Consider the following 18,203-nt stretch of genomic DNA (forward strand, 5'->3'; position numbering starts at 1 on the left):
CAGTCAGATCCCCAGATGCCGCTCGACAATGGCGCAATCCTGCCTGAGCGCCTCGCTGCTGCCCGACCAGACAACCCGGCCTTTTTCGATGACATAGTGCTTTTGCGCCAGTTCCAGCAGCGGCCCAAGGTTCTTGTCGACGACTATCATGGACATGCCCGAACGGCTCAGCTCGCCCAGCACGCGCCAGATATCGGCACGCACTAGAGGTGCCAGACCCTCTGTGGCTTCGTCCAGAATGAGAAGCCGCGGATTCGTCATGAGTGCGCGGCCGATGGCGAGCATCTGCTGTTCGCCGCCCGAAAGCTGGTTTCCCATATTGCCCCGCCGCTCCTTCAGTCGCGGAAAGAATGCATAGACACGATCCAGATCGTAAGGGTTTTCCGTGTGATGACGGTTGGCCGCTGTGGCGAGCAGGTTCTCCTGCACAGTAAGCGTCGGAAATATCTGCCGCCCCTCCGGCACGAGCCCGACACCACACCGTGCCACCACATGCGAAGGACGCCCGCTAATGATCTCGCCGTCCAGGCGGATTTCACCCGCATGTGCGCGCACCATGCCCATGACACACTTCAAGGATGTCGACTTGCCCATGCCGTTGCGTCCGAGCAGCGTAATCACTTCTCCCTGACGAACGGAAAAGTCGACGCCATGGAGCACCTGACTACGATCGTAGCGCGCCTGCAATCCGCAAACATCAAGCAATGCGTTCATGCTGCACTCCTCAGCGGCTCGTCGTCGCCAAGATAGGCCCGGCGCACTTCCGGGTTACGCTGCACATGCGCGGGCGTGCCTGTGGCAATCGCCTTGCCATAGACAAGTACCGATACCTGATCAGCCAAGGCAAATACCGCCTGCATATCATGCTCCACAAGCAAAATGGTATAGCGCCGCTTCAGTTGTCCAAGCAACGTCACCATGGTCGACGACTCCGCCTGGCTCATGCCCGCCAGAGGTTCGTCAAGCAGCAGCAGCCGCGGCGACATGGCAAGCGCCATGGCCAGCTCCAGCTGACGATGTTCGCCGTGTGCGAGCGCCATGACGTCATCTTGAGCCCGCTGCGCCAGTCCCACGCTTTCCAGCGCCTGCATGGCAGGCTGCACCAGCGCACGCTCGCACAGGGCCGGCCGCCAGCATCGAAAGGAATGCCCCTGGCGTGCCTGAACCATGAGCATGACATTCTCCAACACGCTGAAGTCCTTGAGCAGTTGCGTGATCTGATACGACCGCGCCATGCCGCCCAATGCTCGCCTGGGGATGGGCCAATGCGTGATATCGCGCCCATCAAAGGCGATCTTCCCGGCGTCCGGCCGCAACTCCCCGGTCAGTTGGCTCATGATTGTGGTCTTGCCGGCGCCATTGGGCCCAATCAAGGCATGCAGTTCGCCGCTGCGCACATCAAGATTCAAGCCATTGGTCGCGATCAAGCCGCCAAAACGCTTGACCAATCCTGTCACGGAAAGCAAAGCCGTCATTGGTCGACCTCCCCTTGCATGTCTGAGGCGCCTGGCGATGTCCGCAGCAGGCCTCCCCATATGCCTCGGCTTGCATACAGCGCGGCCAGCAGAATGAGCGGCCCCAGAATGGCCATCCAGTGCTGTGTCATGCTGGACAGCGTTTCCTCCAGCGCGAGCAGAACAAAGGCGCCGATCAGCGGCCCCATGACGGTTCCCATGCCGCCAATGACCACGATCAGCAGAAACTCGCCCGAGGCCTGCCACGACAGATACGAAGGCGACGCGAATGTCGTGAGATTGGCCAGCAGCATGCCCGCCATTGCGCACATCAAGGCCGATACCACGAAGGCGCTGAGCTGATAGCGCATGCGGGAATAGCCAGCGGCCATCATGCGCCGCTCATTGGACTGGAACCCGCGCAGCACATAGCCAAAACGGCTATGCACAATACGCCAGACCAGATACATGAACGCAAACAGCACCAGGAGCGCGAGATAATACAGCACCATCTTCTCGTCCAGCGAGGGAAGCGGATCCAGAATGCTTGGCTGGTAGATGGGCAGGCCGTCGTCGCCGCCATACTCCTTGAGGCTCACAGCCAGAAAGTAAAACATCTGGCCAAATGCCAGCGTGATCATGATGAAGCTGATCGCGCGTGTGCGCAGCGACACAATGCCAACCAGGCAGGCGGCCACGGTTGTCAGAACCAGCGTGATAAGCAGCTGCATCCAGCCATTGTCCATGCCATGGTAGGAAGATATCCCGACCACATAAGCGCCCAAGCCCACAAACAAGGCATGTCCAAGGCTGACCATGCCGCCGTAGCCCAGGGCGAGATTCAAGCCCGTCGCCGCAATGGCATAGATCACTATCCGTGTGGCCAGCGATAAATAGAACCCAAGATCAAGCCATGCCGTCAAGGCCGGCAGCAGCAACAGGCACACAATGATTGCTATTCCAAGCAGGGCGCGAGGCGACTGCCAGCGCAGTTGTTCAGGAAACATGCGAAATCCTCAGCGTTTTACCGGAAACAACCCATCCGGCTTGATTGCCAGCATGATTGCCATGAAAAGATAAATAAGCATGGATGCAAGCGCGGGACCAGCCGCATCGGCCACATTGCGCTCGAATATGCCGCGCAGCATGTGCGACATGTAGGCCCGGCCCATGGTATCCACCATACCGACCAACAACGCTGCATACAGTGCACCGCGTATGGACCCGATTCCGCCGATGACGATCACAACAAGCGCTAGTATGAGCACGCTGTCGCCCATGCCGGACTGCACCGAAACAATAGGCCCCACCAGCCATCCCGCCAGCGCGGCCAGGCCAGCGCCCACGCTGAACAGCAACGTATTGACCAGCCTGGCATTGACACCCAATGCCGACACGATCTCGACATGGGTCGAACTCGCGCGCACCAGCATGCCGACACGGGTTCGATGAATAAGAACGTAGATACCCAACGCAACCAGAAGGCCAGCAATAATGATAAGAAGCCGATAGCTGGGATAGCTCAGCCCCGCAACGGCCAGCGATCCGTTCGCCCAGCTTGGCAGTGACGTGAAGACAGGCTGCGAACCCCAGATCATGCGTGCGGTTTCATTGAAGAACATGATCAGGCCAAACGTGCCCAAAACCTGCACCAGATGGTTCTTGTCGTACAGCCGCTTGAGCGCCACGCGCTCTGCCACCACAGCCAGCAGCATGCCGCCGCCCACCCCGATCAGTCCGGCCAACAGAAAGGACTGCGTGTAGCGAAACGCTGTCGCGGCAAAATAGGCACCCAGCATGTAGAAAGAGCCATGACTAAGGTTGACAAAATTCATGATGCCGAACACCAGCGTCAGCCCCGCCGCCAGCAGAAACAGCAGCATACCCAGTTGTACGCCGTTGAGCACCTGCGAAAGAAAAAGGCTCCAGTCCATTCCGTACACATTCATCAAAGACAGAAAAATGTACCGGCCACCCATGGCCGGCACCCGGTCAGGCTAGCTGCGCTTGCATTCCTGGTAGTATGCGTCCTTGCTGTTCTTCAGGACTTTGCTGACTGTTTTGAGCGTTGCATTGCCTTCGGCGCCCTTGACAACCTTGAAGGCGTAGAAGTCCTGGATAGGGAACTGATTGGTGTTGAAACTGAAGTTGCCGCGCACAGACTTGAAATCAGCCGCCGCCACCGCTTTCCTGAGTGCCTGCAGATCGCTGACATCGCCGCCGGTCTTGGCCAGCGCAGACGCAATCAGCATCGCGGCGTCATAAGACTGCGCCGCGTACTCGGAAGGAATGCGATGGTACTTTGCCTCGAAGTCGGCCACGAATTTCCGGTTCACCGGATTGTCCAGATCCGGACCCCAGGCTGAAGCGTGCATGACGCCCAGCGCTGTGTCCTTCAGTGCAGGCAGCGTGGTGCCGTCCACCGTGGATACGCTAAGCAAAGGCACCTTGTCAATAAGACCTGCCTGCTTGTACGCTCGCACAAAGCTCACACCCAGGCCACCAGGGTAGAACACATAGACGGCATCGGGCTTCTCCGCGCTGATGCGCGACAGCTCCGCGGAAAAATCCAGCTGATTCAGCGGCGTGTAGATTTCATCGACCAAAGGTGTCGTATAGGTGCGTTTGAAGCCATTGACGAAGTCCTTGCCCGCCTGGTAGTTCGGCGCCATCGCAATGATGCGCTTGTAGCCCTGATCGGCGGCATACTGGCCCATGGCTTCGGCAAACTGGTCATTCTGCTTCGACACCACGAAGACATTGGGAAGACAGCGCTTGCCGGCCAATGGCGCGGGCCCCGCGCCCGAGCCCACCACAAGGATGTTGGCCGCATCCAGCTTGCGCGCCATGGTCATCATGATATTGGAGAAGGATATCCCCGTGACAATTGGCACTTTCTCCTTCTCGATCAATTCTTCCGCAATCTGGTTGGCCACTTCGGGCTTCAACTGGCTGTCTCGCGCCAATACCTCGACTGGCACGCCGCCCAGCTTTCCGCCGTTCTGCTCAACCGCCATCATAAAGGCGTCCAGCTTGTCCTGGCCAAGCGCCGCAGCCGGCCCCGACAACTCGGCCACAAGCGCGATCTTGACTGGATCGGCCGCCTGGGCGCCCGCAGCCCATCCCATGGCCAGCGCCGCGGATACCGCTATCAACAGTTTCCTGGTCTTCATTCCTGCCTCCTCTTTATTGTTTGAAAATGCGCAATCAAAGCTTTACGCAAACATTGCGCATCTCTGTGTAGAACTCCAACGAATGCACACCCCCTTCGCGGCCGATACCTGATTGCCGCGCACCGCCGAACGCAGTGCGCAGATCACGCAGAAACCAGGAATTGATCCAGCACAGACCGACATTCAGCGCCGCGCCAAGCCGGTGCGCGGCACTCAGATCCTGCGTCCAGACAGTGGCCGCCAGCCCGTAAGGCGTCTCGTTGGCCATGCGGATGACCTCGTCCTCGGTGTCGAAGGGCTGGATATGGCAGCAGGGCCCGAAGATCTCCTCCCGTATCACCGGCGAGGTTTCAGGCAAGCCAGTCCATATGGTGGGCTGCACCCAGGCGCCGTCCGCCAGCGGGCCGGTCATCCCAGGCACGCCGCCACCCGTGACCACTGTGGCACCTTCCTTCCTGGCCTTCTCGTAGTAGGACAGCACTTTCTCTCTGTGCTTGAGCGATACCAGGGGGCCGAAATCAACGTCGTCATCGAAGGGATCGCCCATGCGAAAAGATTCCGCGCGCGCCTTGAGCGCGGCCACGAAACGTTCAAAGATCGGCCTCTGCACGTAAACCCGCTCAGTGCCCAGGCAAACCTGCCCGGTGTTTTCGAACGTGGAGCGCGCGATGCCGGCGACGGCCTTATCGAAATCAGCATCCGCAAATACGATGCCCGGGTTCTTGCCACCCAGTTCCAGCGAAACCGGACGCAGCCCCTTCGCCGCCGCGGTCATGATGGCTTCGCCCGTTCGGGTTTCGCCTGTAAAGGTAATGCCGTCCACACCAGGATGCGCAGTCAGGTATTCGCCCGCCGACTCGGGGCCGAAGCCATGCACGACGTTATAGACGCCATGCGGCACTCCGACATCATTCATGATCTCACCCAGCAGCGTGGCGGTGGCCGGCGTGTCTTCCGAGGGCTTGACGACAACGGTGTTGCCACAAGCCAGCGCAGGGCCAACCTTCCATGTCATGAGCAGCAAGGGCAGGTTCCACGGACAGATGACGCCAATCACACCGCGCGGCGCACGCACGGCATAGTTCAACGCCCGCCCTCCATCTGGTGTATCCATGCCGAATGACTCGCCGGGTACGTTGCGGATCAAATCAGCAAATATCTTGAAATTGGCGGCACCGCGCGGGATATCCAGATGACTGGCCAGCCGGCGCGGCTTGCCCGTGTCCTTGATTTCGGCTTCCAGGAACTCGTCGAAGCGCTTGTCGATACCATCCACGATGGCATGCAGCAGATCCACACGCTGCTGTACCTTCAGGCTGCCCCATGGTCCCTGAAGCGCCGCGCGTGCGGCCTGTACAGCGGCATCCACTTCGGCCTGCCCCGCTTCATGCACCATACCGACCAGGCTGTTGTCGGCCGGATTGCGATTCTCGAATGTCTTGCCCGTGGCAATCCATTGTCCATTGATAAAGTTTCTGAAGTCCGCCATCAAGATCTCGTCTGTTATTGAAATGCCAGGTTTTCAGGATCCCCATCGCACAGGAAATCCCACATCCTTTCGAAGATGCGCCCCGCTTCGGTCGCGCGCAAGCGCGCCGCGCGCGGGTCCACTATCCCGTCTTCGCCAGCCAGCCCGGCACTGCGCAGCTGCAGCTCGATGCGCGCGGCATCCTCCAGATACCAGGTCAGCACAACCGCCTTTTCCAGCGTGGCGGCGGCAGTCACCACGCCGTTGCCACGCATGACGACGGCGGGTCCACTGCCCAGTGCAGCGGCGACACCCTCCGCCTGATCTTCGCTGCGCACAAGCTGCACGTCGTCCCACAAGGGCACGCCGGGAGAAAAGTAGCAGCCCATGCCGTGCCGCGCAGCGGGGGTGCGGCCTGCAGCCGACAATGCCATCGCATCGCGCGGCATGCTGCGCACCACGCCGCCCACATCCGGCCGGTTGCGATAAATCTGCTGATGGATGCGAACCTCGCCCAATACGCCGTCAGGCAACGGTCCGTGCACCCGCACCACAGCCCCGGATTCGCTGAGGATCATGCCCATGGGCATGGGTGCGCAAACCAGGAAGTGCGTCTCGTCCAGCCGGGTGCTGCAATGGCCATACGCATGGACCAGGCCCGCCCTGGCCAGAGCCCGTGCAGCCTGACGCACCAGGCGCTGACAGTCATGCGAAGCGTGGGTCATGACTTGAACTCGGGGATATCGGGCCTGGACCCCCACATGCAGAACGATGAGGGTATCGCCGGGAAGGTGCGTGGCCGATAGCTTTTTTCATCTTCGGCCGTGATGTGACGCACCCCCGTCGAGTACTCATAAATCATCCCGTCGGGTCCTTCGAAATATAAAAACATGGCGCCCGATGTGGGATGGCGCCCCGGCCCGAACCGGATCGGAATGCCGCGCTCCTGAAGCATGTAGAAGGCGCGCATGATATCGTCGATGCTTTCAACCTGATGGTTGATGTGCTGCACCCCCGGAAAGGCGGACGGAAACAGCGCCAGCTTATGATGGATCTCGTCGATGCGCAGCAAGGGCGCATCGCCGATACGGTCGCTGACCTTGGCGCTGAGCAGCTGGGTCCAAAAAGCCTCGTCCCGACGGGGATCCAGCGTCCGCAATCCGATATGGCTAAAACCCGTGATGCCTGCATCGCGCGAGGGAAAATAGCGGCGCCCGCTGTGATGCGGCGCAAACACCAGGTCGACGCTGTTGCCTGAAGGATCCTTGAAATTGATGAAATCGCGCACATAGCGCCGCTCCATCTCTTCCAAACTACCCTGCCGTGCCTGATAGCCATTGCCCGTTAATAAAACCAGGGCACTCTCCAGCTCTTCCGGCGTGTCCACTTCAAACGCCACGGTATGGTCTCGCGGATCACCTTCAAAGTAGCACAATGTGTGATCGCGGCTGTCCGAACGCAGGTAGACAGCCTTGGCTTCCTTTCGCGCAATTTCCAGCCCCAGGATTTCCGTGGCATAGCGCACGGATTCGTCCAGGTTGGCGGTACCCAGCCTGACATAGCGAATGTCATGCAGATGAATCACCGTTGTCTCCTTGATTCCTGTCGTTGCAGCGACTGCATTTTGTTTTAGGATAATTTCACAAACCTACATAGTCAATATAAATTCTCGATATTTTTTGATTTCTCGATGTAAGTGGCTTTATTATGTAGGCACGAGTAATCTACAGGCCGAGCTTCAAGCCCTCCGGCCCATAACCATAAAATCGCGTGCGCCATGCCAGATGACTTCTCCGCCTTGCTGCCGACGGCGACTGCCGCATCCCTCCCCGGCCTGCCGCCGGCCGCCTCCACCAAGACACTGGTTGGTTCGGCCTATCTTGGCCTGCGCCGCGACATCATCAACGGCACACTGCCGCCAGGCACAAAATTGCGGGTGGAACACCTGAAGACGGTCTACGGCGTAGGTGCCGGCACGTTGCGCGAAGCGCTGGCATTATTGGTATCCGATGCCCTTGTGGTGGCCGAGGGGCAGCGCGGCTTCCACGTAAAGCCCATGTCCATGGCGGATTTCTATGACATCACCGAGACCCGCATCCTTCTTGAATGCCAGGCGCTGCGCCAGGCCATCGGCTGCGGCGACGACGCCTGGGAGGGGCAAGTGGTGGCGGCCTTTCATCGACTGAACCGGGCCGAGAAACGCCTGGAAGGCAATCACAACGAGCGCTTCGAAGAATGGGAAGCGCGCAACCGCGATTTTCACCACGCTCTGATCAGCGCCTGCCGATCCGCGTGGCTGCATCATTTCCTGGCCATTTTGTATCATCAGGCCGAGCGCTATCGCCGCCTTTCCATAGAGCGCAAACCCATTCCGCGCGACGTGCATGCCGAGCACCAAGCCATTCTCGATGCCACGCTTGCACACGACGCAGACACGGCCTGTGCCCTGCTCACCGACCACATCCGCACTACCTACGAGGCTATCAAACAGCTGCCTCAGGCCCTGTTCGAGAACTGAAACCCCTGGCCGCCCGGCCCCGCAGAAGCCTTCGTCAATGCAGGCCGACGCCGGTTCTCGTCACGAGACCATGGTCGCGTCGCGCCACACGTAATGCAGCCAGCAATAAAGCCGATTCATGCCATACTTGCGCATGGCTTCTGAACACATGCGATTGGACAAATGGCTATGGGCGGCGCGCTTCTACAAGACGCGCAGCTTGAGCGCGCAGGAAATCGGCAAGGGACGCGTACATGTGAATGAGCAGTTGGCCAAGCCCGCACGCGAAATACGCATGGGCAATACTATTCATGTGCGTCGCGGCGATCTGGACATTACCGTTGTCGTACGCGCACTGAGCCATGCGCGCGGACCGGCGCCGGTCGCTCAGCAGCTATACGAAGAAACACCCGAAAGCGCCGCCGCGCGCGAACGCGCCGCAGAGCTGCGTCGCCTTGCTCCCGAGCCCGCCACAGACCTGCAAGCAGGCCGGCCCACCAAGCGCGACCGGCGCGAACTCGAACGCATGCGGCGCAGCCAGTAGCCGCGCAAGTCAATTGAATCTGTGACTACCGGCGGGCTGAACCGCTGCCGACATGCGGTCGATCGCCGTGGGGTTAATACGACAAGGGTAAACCCTTAGGCAACTTTGCAATGCTTGACCCTCTCATATCGCGGCATTAGGATGACCTGACGCCTTGCTGAATATCGGCGAGCGCGTGGTGATGACCAAGGCGGCATCGCCTGGCCATCGGTTGCAAGTATCTTGTTTCTTCAAGAATAAAAGGATATTGCATATGAACATGGCCGACTCCGCCGCCAGCAGTAGTACCTCGTCCGGACAGGCTGCACCCGAGATCCGCAGCAGCCATCTCCCTCCTGTCACCTACCGCGATTTACCCGAACCGCTACCGATGAAAAAGGTTATCGGGCCCAGCGTATTGCTGCTGGCCGGTTCGATCGGCTCGGGCGAGTTCGTCCTGTGGCCCTACATCTCGACGCAGACCGGTTTGGCGCTCGTTTGGCTTGCCACCATCGGCATTCTGACGCAGTACTTCCTCAACATGGAGATCACCCGCTACACGCTGGCCACGGGCGAAACAGCCGTGACCGGCTTCACCCGCCTCTGGAAGCCATGGGGCGCACTGTTCATCATCATGGCAGTAGTGCCATGGATGTGGCCGGGGTGGGCAACCGGCAGTTCCACGGCGCTAACATACGCGTTTGGCCTGTCGCCTGAAGCCGTGGTGCCCATTACCATCGCCTCCCTGGTCATCATCGGCATCATTCTGACGGTCTCGCCCGTCGTTTACAGGACAGTAGAGAAAATTCAATTCCTGCTGGTTGCACTCATCGTCCTGTTCATGCTGTACATGATATTCGGCCTGCTGAAAGGCGAGTCCTGGTCGGCGCTGGTGGCCGGATTCACTACGGAAATACCCAAGATTCCGGAATCCATAGGCAAGCTCCCCACGGCCCTGCTGCTGGGCGCCATTGCCTTTGCCGGCGCGGGCGGTGTCATGAATCTGGCGCAATCAAACTGGGTACGCGACAAGGGGCTGGGCATGGGCGCCCATCTGCCCAAGATCGTGTCGCCCATCACGGGCCAGGAAACCACCCAGGCATCGATAGGCTTCTTCTTTCCTCAGGACGAAGCCAATATGAGGCGGTGGCGTGGATGGTGGCGCGTGGCGGACCGTGAGCAGTTCGTCACCTTCTTCGTGCTGGGCCTGATCGCCATCATGCTGTTCATGATGCTGGCCTACACATATGTTGGCGTGGGCAGCACGGCACAGAACTTCGACTTCGTACGTCTGCTGGGTGAAAACCTGATCGCGCAGGCCGGCGGTTGGGTCGGGCCTGCCTTCTGGTTTACCGGCGTAGTGGTGCTGCTCTCCACAAACCTGACCGTGCTGGACATGATAGGCCGTATCGTGGCCGACATTGTCAAGGCCAACTGGCTGCGCGACAGCCAGGCCTGGACGGAAAGCCGCCTGTATTTCCTGGTAGTCTGGCTAATGGTGATCTTCGGCTCCGTGATCCTGCTCAGCGGGGTGAACCAGCCGCTGGTGTTGCTGGTGATCGCCTCCGCGCTGAACGGCCTGGTGATGTTCGTGTACTCCGTGCTGCTTATCCTGCTCAATCGCGGCATGCTCCCGCGCAACATCGGATTGGGCGGCGTGCGCTACGCTGCCGTGCTTTGGGCCGTGTTGTTCTATGGCGGCTTCTCCATCTACCTGGTGGTCAATCAGTTCGGCAAGCTGTTCTGATCCAGTGCAAACCTGACGCTTGCACCGGCGCGCTCGGTGCAAGCGTCTTTTTGACCGGAGCTGATCCATGCCAGGCTCGGCCTTCAGTCAACTCGTATTCGCCTGATTGTCTACACGTCACGCCTCCCAGACCGATGGCCATCCGCCCACGAAGCACATATAACTGCGCGCCCACTCGCGCTTGGCGTCGTCCACCACCAATCCTTGCCGCTCAAGCTTCTGCAGAAGCTGCTCTGGCGACGATGCCGGCTTATTGAATGGAATGCGGTTTATTGCCATAAGCGTGATATGGACGCAAAAAACCCGCCTTTTGCACGTCTGCGTATATTAGCCTCAGCGCGAGCGACACTGCCCAGTTGGATGGCCCACGCCATCGGCAAGGAAGCTGCTCGTGGCTGAAGGTTTCTTCGATCTGAGCAAGAAGGATCAACGCGAAGCGTTGGAATATGGACGTGCCGAATGCTTTGCCATTCGAAGAGTTGCTGCAAGAATGTTTGGATTTAGAATCAACAGTTAACAGCTTCACCGGCACCACCATCAATGACGACTAAAGGGCCGGCCATTAGGGCATGAGCAACCCACGAACCAAAACGCTGACTACTCGGTAAAGAACTCCGCCAACTGCCGTATCACCGTCTCTGGGGCTTCCTCCGGCACATAGTGTCCGCAAGCTTCTATCGTCCCACCTCTCACGTCGTCAGCTATGTACCTGATCGTATCGAGCAGTATGTTTCCCACGCCATCGCTTGCGCCCCAGGCCATGACTGGGATGGATAGGCGTCGGGTCGCCCGTCTTCGGTTTTGCTCCAATCCATCGCCGTTAAACAGTGCTCGGTAATATGCAAAACCTGCCCGGGCGGCCCCCGGCGCGCTGAAAACCCGTGTGTACTCATCCAGGTCGGCGGCCGTGATGGCCGACGAGATGCGCAGCTTGGCGCGAAAGAGCCAGTCCAGATAGGCTCGCTCCCTCCCCTCGACCAGCAGTTCGGGCAGGTCTGCCAAACGATTGAATCCGAAATGCCAGGTGCGGATGTTGCCCTCCTCGGATAGAACTCCGGCCGGTGGCGGCGGTGTTATGCCCGGCAATGCTGCGTCGTAGAGCGCCAAACGCCCGATGTCGCCCGGCCAGTCGGCAACCCAGGCATAGCTGATCCAAGCGCCGATGTCGTGTCCCGCTACATCCAGTGCTCCGTGGGACATGAGCCCAGTCTGCAGGGCGAATTGATGAAGGTCTTGCGCTACGGTGGCCAAATCGTAGCCAGCAATAGGCTTGTCCGAGTCCCCCAAGCCGCGCGGATCAATCGCAATAACCCGACGATCGCTAGCTGCCAACGCCGGCATAACATGACGCCATGTATACCAACTTTGTGGCCAGCCTGGGATGAGCAGCAACGGTCGGCCCTGGCCACCCTCGACATAGTGCAGTCTGATCGATCCGACTTGCGCTTCACGGTGTTGGAACTGTTGCCAGAAAGCGTGCGCGTCGAAATCACGTTGATTTTGGGCAGTGGTGCCTGTTGTATGGAAGGTATTCATGTTTGCTTCTCCAAAAAGGAATGAGGTTTAGTTGGTTTCGATGGGTACTTGTGCGCGGTGACGGCGCCATAATGCTGATAGCGTTCCAGCCGCCAGAAGCATGACCAGAACGGTGAATGCAATTCCAGCCGTCTGCACACCCACAGCTACGGCGGCAACGCCGAGACCAAGAACCGGCACGGCCACCGCCAGATAGACCACAACGAACAGCAGTGAGGTAACTTCGGCCTTCACATCATCGGGGCTCGCGGCGGCCACAGCGACGACGCTGCCAGCGAAGATTCCACCCTGTCCAAGGCCGGAGGCGACCGCACCGAGCGTGAGTAACACCAGCGAACCGGTGGCCATAGAGACGGCCAATACGCCTGCACCCAGAATCAGTACGAGGCACGACAACGGCAGCCTCACTGCGGCAGCAAAACGTCGCTGCAGAATCTGTCCGCACAAGGAGGCGACAAAGACAAGAAAGATCAGGCTTCCTATAACAGCCCGATTGGACACACCGGTGACCTTGGCCAGAATTTCCGGTTCAAGGGAAGTGAGCAATCCCAGCAAGGCAAAGGCAGCAAAGCAGGCGACGGCTGCAACCGCAAAGGCGGGGCGTACACTGCCTGGAAGCTTCAGCCGTTGACACTGCAGGCGCAGATGCGCCGGACGCTCGACTGTTTCGGGGCAGCGCAACACGACAACGCAGGCGGCGAGCAGCAAGACCAGATGCACGGCATACACGAGATGCAGCGGCCACGGCAAGTATTGAGAAACGACACCGGCCAATAGCGGGCCCAGTCCGAGCCCGCCCATGTTTGCGCAGGCAGCCAGCAAGGCGGCATGAGCCTTGCGCGCGGCCGGCGCCAGCTCAATGACGGCGACAGTCGCAGTCGCTGTAAACAAACCAGCGGATAAGCCGGAGAAGGCCCGAGCGCCCAACAGTATCCAGAGTCTTCCACCGTCCAGGAATAATAAGGAGCTCACGATGGCCGCAGTTAGTCCCGCTGCAAGTATCGGGCGGCGTCCTACCTGGTCAGACCACGGACCGCATGCCAAAAGCCCGCCGAGAACCGCAAATGCGTATGTTGCGAAGATGACTGTCACCGCCTGTTCGCTCAACGCGAATTGCTGCTTGTAAAGTGGGTATAGCGGCGTTGGCAACGTCGTGCCAGCCATGACGACGACGAACGCGCAGGCCATGGCGATGTACCCATATGAGGGGGCATTGGCCAGGTCAGCAGCGCGGGAGGTGTTTGACGATACGGACACGAAAGTTCCTTGATATTATTAGAGAATGATTGTTTCCTAAATAGGAAAAAAAATTACTCCAGTGCGCGCATTGCTTGTTCAACGATCATGTTGATCTCGTCCGCACCTGCCCCTCGTTTGCCCAGCACACGCAATCCTTCCACCACACACAAGAGATAGCGTGCCGATACGCGCGCGTCAAGACGGCTGGGCAAGGACCCATCAAGGATGCCTTGCTTGATGAACCGGGTCAGACGCTGCTCGTTGCCGGCAAGTGCCTGGAAGAGCCGATGTGCAAGCGCCTCGTCGAACGTATCGACCTCCGTCAAGCCGCTCAACACCATACAGCCTCGGCGTCCTTCCAGGCCGTGAGACACATCAGCGTAGCTGCGCAACATTGCGAGGATCTTATCCCTGCCTGTCCGCGCCTCGTTCAATCGATGCTCAAGTGCCATTTCGCGAATTGCAAGGTAGCGGTCAAGCGCGGCGACAAAGATCGCACGCTTATCCTTGAATGCCTTGTAGAGGCTGCCGGCTGTCAAACCCATTGCCGCGCGCAAATCGGCGATGGATGTACCGTTGTACCCGCGTTCGCGAAACAGCAGCACGGCCGCATCGAGAACCTGTTCCATATCGAATTCGCGTGGGCGGCCGATCTGCCTATGATTTGAGAATGTCATGGACTGATTATAGAGAACGATCATTCTATAAGTCAATGCTATCTGCCCAGATCAAGCGTTCGCCGCGACCGACCGGTACGATTAAGAATCCGACATGGGGTTGATGATGATCGCGCACAGCCTCAGAGAGTGGTCGCGAAAGGTTACCACCGCGTGATAGTTATACCCGCTAGCTGTAATGCAAAGGAAAGAGATGTGAGCGTGCTGCTCGACTCAACGCAAATCAGGCCACGGCGCCTCGGCGCTCCATGCCCGAAGATAAGCCTGGGGAATCAAAAATCCACCTCCACGGATTCATTGATAATCAGCCGCCAGCGAGCTTCCCGCTCATGGTGTTGCGGCATCCCTTCGATCAAAGGCTTGACGGACGGGCCCAGCGGCACGGCCGTTTTGGCCTTCTTGATGAAAGGTTGAAGGGCCTGCGCCTGTCGAAGATGACGCATACGTTCCAGCAAGTAGCCCAGCCGACGCACGGACGAGTTTTCGTAATGAGCGGCGATTCTGGACAGTACCGCCGGTTGAGCTTGCGACCCCAAATCCTTGACGATCTGCGCCGCACCGTTGATACCGCCCGCCTTGTGGAAGTAGCGAATACAGTCGAGCAGCGTCAATTCGACGCCGGCAACGTTCGCAAAGCCCGCATCGCTTTTCAGCCGGTCCAGCCAGTCTTCGCGGTTGACCTTGGCGAACGCTGCAGGATTTTGATAAATGAACGCCATCCGGTGCCGGCCGATCTCGAAGCCTCGCATCTGTTTGGGCACGATCACCTGGAACACCATCGACGCCTGGTGCGAGGCTCCATGAAAAGCAGCCGCGCGCAGCAGCGTGACGCGGTAATCGACCTGGAGGTATTTCATCAGCGGATCAATCCAACGCACCGGATCAGGCGCACCGATGTTGCGGTCTTCGGGGCGAAGAATCAGATAGAAGCCGTGCCGGGGATTCGCCAGACGGTGTTTGCGCGCCTGGCGCAAAAGCGCCATGATTTGGGGAAGCTAAATCTATCCCGCCAGACATAGGTACGCCGGATAACGCCCATTTTGATGGCTTATTCATAGGGAAAGCATACTCATTACAATGTCAGTTACACGAGCATGCGCTCCTCACACGTGGATCCAGCAATATAAGCATTGCCTCAACATTACCCCAACTCGTTCTTAAAAAAACGTAGCCTATTGATTGTTAATGAATAAACCGGATATAAGCGCACACCCAGGCCACACCCCCATGATGCAGCAATATCTCCGCCTCAAAGCCGAGGCCGGATCGCATCTGCTGTTCTATCGCATGGGCGACTTCTATGAAATGTTCTACGAAGATGCCGAACGTGGCGCGCGCCTTCTTAATCTGACACTGACCAAGCGCGGCACGTCCAATGGCGCGCCTATCCCCATGGCAGGCGTGCCGCACCATTCCATGGAAGGCTACCTGGCTCGTTTGGTGGCGATGGGCGAATCGGTGGCCATCTGCGAACAGATCGGCGATCCGGCAACCACGAAGGGGCCGGTGGAGCGCAAAATCGTTCGCATCGTCACCCCCGGCACCCTGACCGACGATGCCCTGCTGCCGGCCAAGGCCGACCGCGTCATAGCCGCCGTCTGGGCCGTGCGGGTACGCCGCGAGGAGCGCGCGGGCCTGGCCTGGATGAATCTGGCCAACGGACAGTTCAACGTGTGCGAGTGCGGGCCTGCCATGCTGGACACCGAACTCAGCCGTCTGGACCCGGCGGAGCTAGTCTGCGCGGAAAGCGCCAGGCCAGCGGCGCGCGACGGCATGGCCATCAGCGCCATTCCTGACTGGCATTTCGAAACCGATGGCGCACGTGCCGTATTGCAGCAACACTTCGGCATCGACTCGCTGACCAGCTTCGGCCTGGATGATGTACCCGTTGCCACCTGCGCGGCCGGCGCCCTGCTCCGCTATGTCAGCCGCACGCAGGCCCAGTCCCTGTCGCATGTGCAGTCGCTGCGCGTGGACCAGCCTGGCGAATACGTGGTGCTCGACCCCGCCACCCGCAGAAACCTGGAACTCACGGAAACCATTGCGGGAGAAACAAGCCCGACTCTTTTCTCCACGCTCGACCATTGCCAGACGCCAATGGGTAGCCGTCTGCTGCGCCGCTGGCTTCACCATCCGTTGCGCGACAACGAACCCGCCATGGCTCGGCAGAATATGATCTCGGCACTCGTGTCGGCACCACCTGGCGCCAGCGCACTTGACGCGCAACCGCCGCTGGAAGCGTTACGCATCACGCTGGACCGCTATCCGGATATCGAACGCATTGCCACCCGGATTGCCTTGCGCTCGGTACGGCCGCGCGAGCTGGCGAGCCTGCGCGATGCGCTTGCCCTGCTGCCCGAACTGAGCAGGCAGTTGACCGCCGACTTCGGCAACGAGCCTCAGTTGACTCAATATGCCCAGACGCTGTCGCTGGATCCTGCGTTGGCCGACTTGCTGCACCGGTCCATTGATTCCGAACCGGCACTCCTGATAAGAGAAGGCGGCGTGATCGCCACAGGATACGACGAAGAACTGGACGAACTGCGCCGCCTGGCCAGCGATAACGGGGAATTTCTGGTGCAGCTCGAAGCGCGCGAGCGTGAGAACACCGGCATACCGACGCTCAAGGTCGAGTACAACCGCGTGCATGGGTTCTATATCGAAGTCTCGCGAGCCCAGGCGGACAAGGTACCGCCCGAGTATCGCCGCCGCCAGACCCTAAAAAATGCGGAGCGCTTCATCACGCCCGAACTCAAGGCCTGGGAAGACAAAGTGCTGTCTGCAAAGGACCGCAGCCTGACTCGCGAAAAATGGCTGTTCGAGCGGCTGCTGGATGAACTGGCCGAACAGGCGCGGGCGCTTTCCCGTTGTGCCACCGCGTTGGCGGAAATCGATGCCTTGGCCGCGCTGGCCTGCCATGCCTTGCAGAATGACTGGACGGCTCCCGATCTGGCGGAGCCCGGAACGCTTCGCGTCGAAGCGGGGCGTCACCCGGTTGTGGAACACACCATAGAGCAGTTCACACCCAACGACTGCGAGCTGGGACCCCAGCGGCGCATGTTGCTCATCACCGGCCCCAATATGGGGGGCAAATCCACTTATATGCGGCAAGTTGCGCTCATTGCGCTGCTGGCTCGCGTCGGCAGCTTCGTGCCGGCGCAAAGCGCGAGCATTGGACGTCTCGATCGCATCTTCACCCGCATCGGCGCAGCCGATGATTTGGCCGGCGGGCGATCCACCTTCATGATGGAAATGACCGAAGCATCGTCCATCCTTGCCGCCAGTACACCGCAAAGCCTGGTGCTCATGGATGAAATCGGCCGAGGCACATCCACGTACGACGGTCTGGCGCTGGCCTGGGCCATAGCCTACCGTTTGCTCACGCACAATCAGGCGCTCACCCTGTTCGCCACGCATTATTTCGAGATCACTCGCCTGCCCACCGAATCGCCGGCGGCGGCCAACGTCCATCTGGCCGCTGCTGAATCTTCATCGGGCATCGTGTTTCTGCATGAGGTGCGCCCGGGACCAGCCAGCCGCAGCTATGGCATCCAGGTGGCACAGCGCGCCGGCATTCCGCAGGCCGTCATCCGCCATGCGGCGCGCGAACTGGCACGCCTGGAAGCCAGCGGCGCACCCACGCCGCAACTGGACCTGTTCGCCGCAGCCGCTGCCAAAGGCGACGGCGACGCATCCGCGGGGAACCACGATGCGGCATCGGGCGTGCACAGCGCGCCTGATAGCTTGCAGGAGATCGCTGAAGCGCCGCCCAGCGGCGCAATCCGGCTGATGGAAGACCTGGCCGCCCTGGATCCGGACCAACTCACGCCTCGCGATGCGCTGGACGCGCTGTACCGTTTGCGCAATGATTACCTGGACCTCGGCTGAC

Annotated in this window: 17 protein-coding genes; 4 read left to right on the top strand and 13 right to left on the bottom strand. The window is 59.7% G+C overall.

Annotated features, from left to right (window positions below; translation table 11 throughout):
- Positions 1-3: 3 nt before the first annotated feature.
- From ERD78_RS16830 to ERD78_RS16865, 8 genes are all read right to left on the bottom strand, one after another.
- Positions 4-714 carry an ABC transporter ATP-binding protein gene (locus tag ERD78_RS16830; protein WP_129970696.1) on the bottom strand — a complete coding sequence of 237 codons (711 nt, stop codon included), beginning with the start codon at positions 712-714 and terminating at the stop codon, positions 4-6.
- Positions 711-1,475, bottom strand: coding sequence for an ABC transporter ATP-binding protein (locus ERD78_RS16835; RefSeq protein ID WP_129970698.1), 765 nt, complete (start codon positions 1,473-1,475; stop codon positions 711-713). The genes ERD78_RS16830 and ERD78_RS16835 overlap by 4 nt, the downstream gene beginning before the upstream one ends.
- On the bottom strand, positions 1,472-2,461 hold the full coding sequence (locus tag ERD78_RS16840; protein ID WP_129970700.1) for a branched-chain amino acid ABC transporter permease: 990 nt from the start codon (positions 2,459-2,461) through the stop codon (positions 1,472-1,474). Before ERD78_RS16840 ends, ERD78_RS16835 begins: the two co-directional genes overlap by 4 nt.
- A gap of 9 nt (positions 2,462-2,470) precedes the next feature.
- Positions 2,471-3,388: a branched-chain amino acid ABC transporter permease gene (locus tag ERD78_RS16845; protein ID WP_129970702.1), complete on the bottom strand. Its 918-nt coding sequence runs from the start codon at positions 3,386-3,388 to the stop codon at positions 2,471-2,473.
- Between the two features lie 63 nt (positions 3,389-3,451).
- Positions 3,452-4,627, bottom strand: a complete 1,176-nt coding sequence (locus ERD78_RS16850) for an ABC transporter substrate-binding protein (RefSeq protein ID WP_129970704.1) — start codon at positions 4,625-4,627, stop codon at positions 3,452-3,454.
- A 34-nt stretch (positions 4,628-4,661) separates the two neighbouring features.
- Positions 4,662-6,116: a 2-hydroxymuconic semialdehyde dehydrogenase gene (locus ERD78_RS16855; RefSeq protein WP_129970706.1), complete on the bottom strand. Its 1,455-nt coding sequence runs from the start codon at positions 6,114-6,116 to the stop codon at positions 4,662-4,664.
- Positions 6,117-6,130: 14 nt separating this feature from the next.
- Positions 6,131-6,820 carry a class II aldolase/adducin family protein gene (locus ERD78_RS16860; RefSeq protein WP_129970708.1) on the bottom strand — a complete coding sequence of 230 codons (690 nt, stop codon included), beginning with the start codon at positions 6,818-6,820 and terminating at the stop codon, positions 6,131-6,133.
- Complete coding sequence (locus ERD78_RS16865; protein ID WP_129970710.1) at positions 6,817-7,680, bottom strand: VOC family protein; 864 nt, start codon at positions 7,678-7,680, stop codon at positions 6,817-6,819. The genes ERD78_RS16860 and ERD78_RS16865 overlap by 4 nt, the downstream gene beginning before the upstream one ends.
- Positions 7,681-7,872: 192 nt before the next feature.
- Here ERD78_RS16865 and ERD78_RS16870 point away from each other — a divergent pair, with 192 nt between their 5' ends.
- The 3 genes from ERD78_RS16870 to ERD78_RS16880 all read left to right on the top strand — a co-directional run bounded on the left by ERD78_RS16870 (position 7,873) and on the right by ERD78_RS16880 (position 10,862).
- Positions 7,873-8,613 carry a GntR family transcriptional regulator gene (locus tag ERD78_RS16870; RefSeq protein ID WP_129970712.1) on the top strand — a complete coding sequence of 247 codons (741 nt, stop codon included), beginning with the start codon at positions 7,873-7,875 and terminating at the stop codon, positions 8,611-8,613.
- Between the two features lie 148 nt (positions 8,614-8,761).
- On the top strand, positions 8,762-9,136 hold the full coding sequence (locus ERD78_RS16875; RefSeq protein ID WP_129970714.1) for an RNA-binding S4 domain-containing protein: 375 nt from the start codon (positions 8,762-8,764) through the stop codon (positions 9,134-9,136).
- A 253-nt stretch (positions 9,137-9,389) separates the two neighbouring features.
- A complete protein-coding gene (locus ERD78_RS16880) occupies positions 9,390-10,862 on the top strand; it encodes an Nramp family divalent metal transporter (RefSeq protein ID WP_209020024.1) in 1,473 nt (490 codons plus the stop codon).
- A gap of 117 nt (positions 10,863-10,979) precedes the next feature.
- Here ERD78_RS16880 and ERD78_RS19805 read toward each other — a convergent pair whose 3' ends face one another.
- The 5 genes from ERD78_RS19805 to ERD78_RS16900 all read right to left on the bottom strand — a co-directional run bounded on the left by ERD78_RS19805 (position 10,980) and on the right by ERD78_RS16900 (position 15,297).
- Positions 10,980-11,141 carry a hypothetical protein gene (locus ERD78_RS19805; protein WP_167668970.1) on the bottom strand — a complete coding sequence of 54 codons (162 nt, stop codon included), beginning with the start codon at positions 11,139-11,141 and terminating at the stop codon, positions 10,980-10,982.
- Positions 11,142-11,459: 318 nt separating this feature from the next.
- Positions 11,460-12,398 (bottom strand): alpha/beta fold hydrolase, encoded by a 939-nt coding sequence (locus ERD78_RS16885; protein ID WP_129970716.1) that lies wholly within the window; start codon positions 12,396-12,398, stop codon positions 11,460-11,462.
- 27 nt (positions 12,399-12,425) lie between these two features.
- On the bottom strand, positions 12,426-13,655 hold the full coding sequence (locus ERD78_RS16890; RefSeq protein WP_209020026.1) for an MFS transporter: 1,230 nt from the start codon (positions 13,653-13,655) through the stop codon (positions 12,426-12,428).
- 53 nt (positions 13,656-13,708) lie between these two features.
- Positions 13,709-14,338, bottom strand: coding sequence for a TetR/AcrR family transcriptional regulator (locus ERD78_RS16895; protein ID WP_209020028.1), 630 nt, complete (start codon positions 14,336-14,338; stop codon positions 13,709-13,711).
- A gap of 248 nt (positions 14,339-14,586) precedes the next feature.
- Entirely contained in the window at positions 14,587-15,297 is a 711-nt protein-coding gene (locus ERD78_RS16900; protein ID WP_129970718.1) for a type IV toxin-antitoxin system AbiEi family antitoxin domain-containing protein, read from the bottom strand.
- A 202-nt stretch (positions 15,298-15,499) separates the two neighbouring features.
- Between ERD78_RS16900 and mutS the strand changes: the two genes are divergently transcribed.
- Positions 15,500-18,202 (top strand): DNA mismatch repair protein MutS, encoded by a 2,703-nt coding sequence (mutS, locus tag ERD78_RS16905; protein WP_371734626.1) that lies wholly within the window; start codon positions 15,500-15,502, stop codon positions 18,200-18,202.
- Position 18,203: the final 1 nt, after the last annotated feature.

This window comes from Allopusillimonas soli (assembly GCF_004153445.1).
Taxonomy (GTDB): domain Bacteria; phylum Pseudomonadota; class Gammaproteobacteria; order Burkholderiales; family Burkholderiaceae_B; genus Allopusillimonas; species Allopusillimonas soli.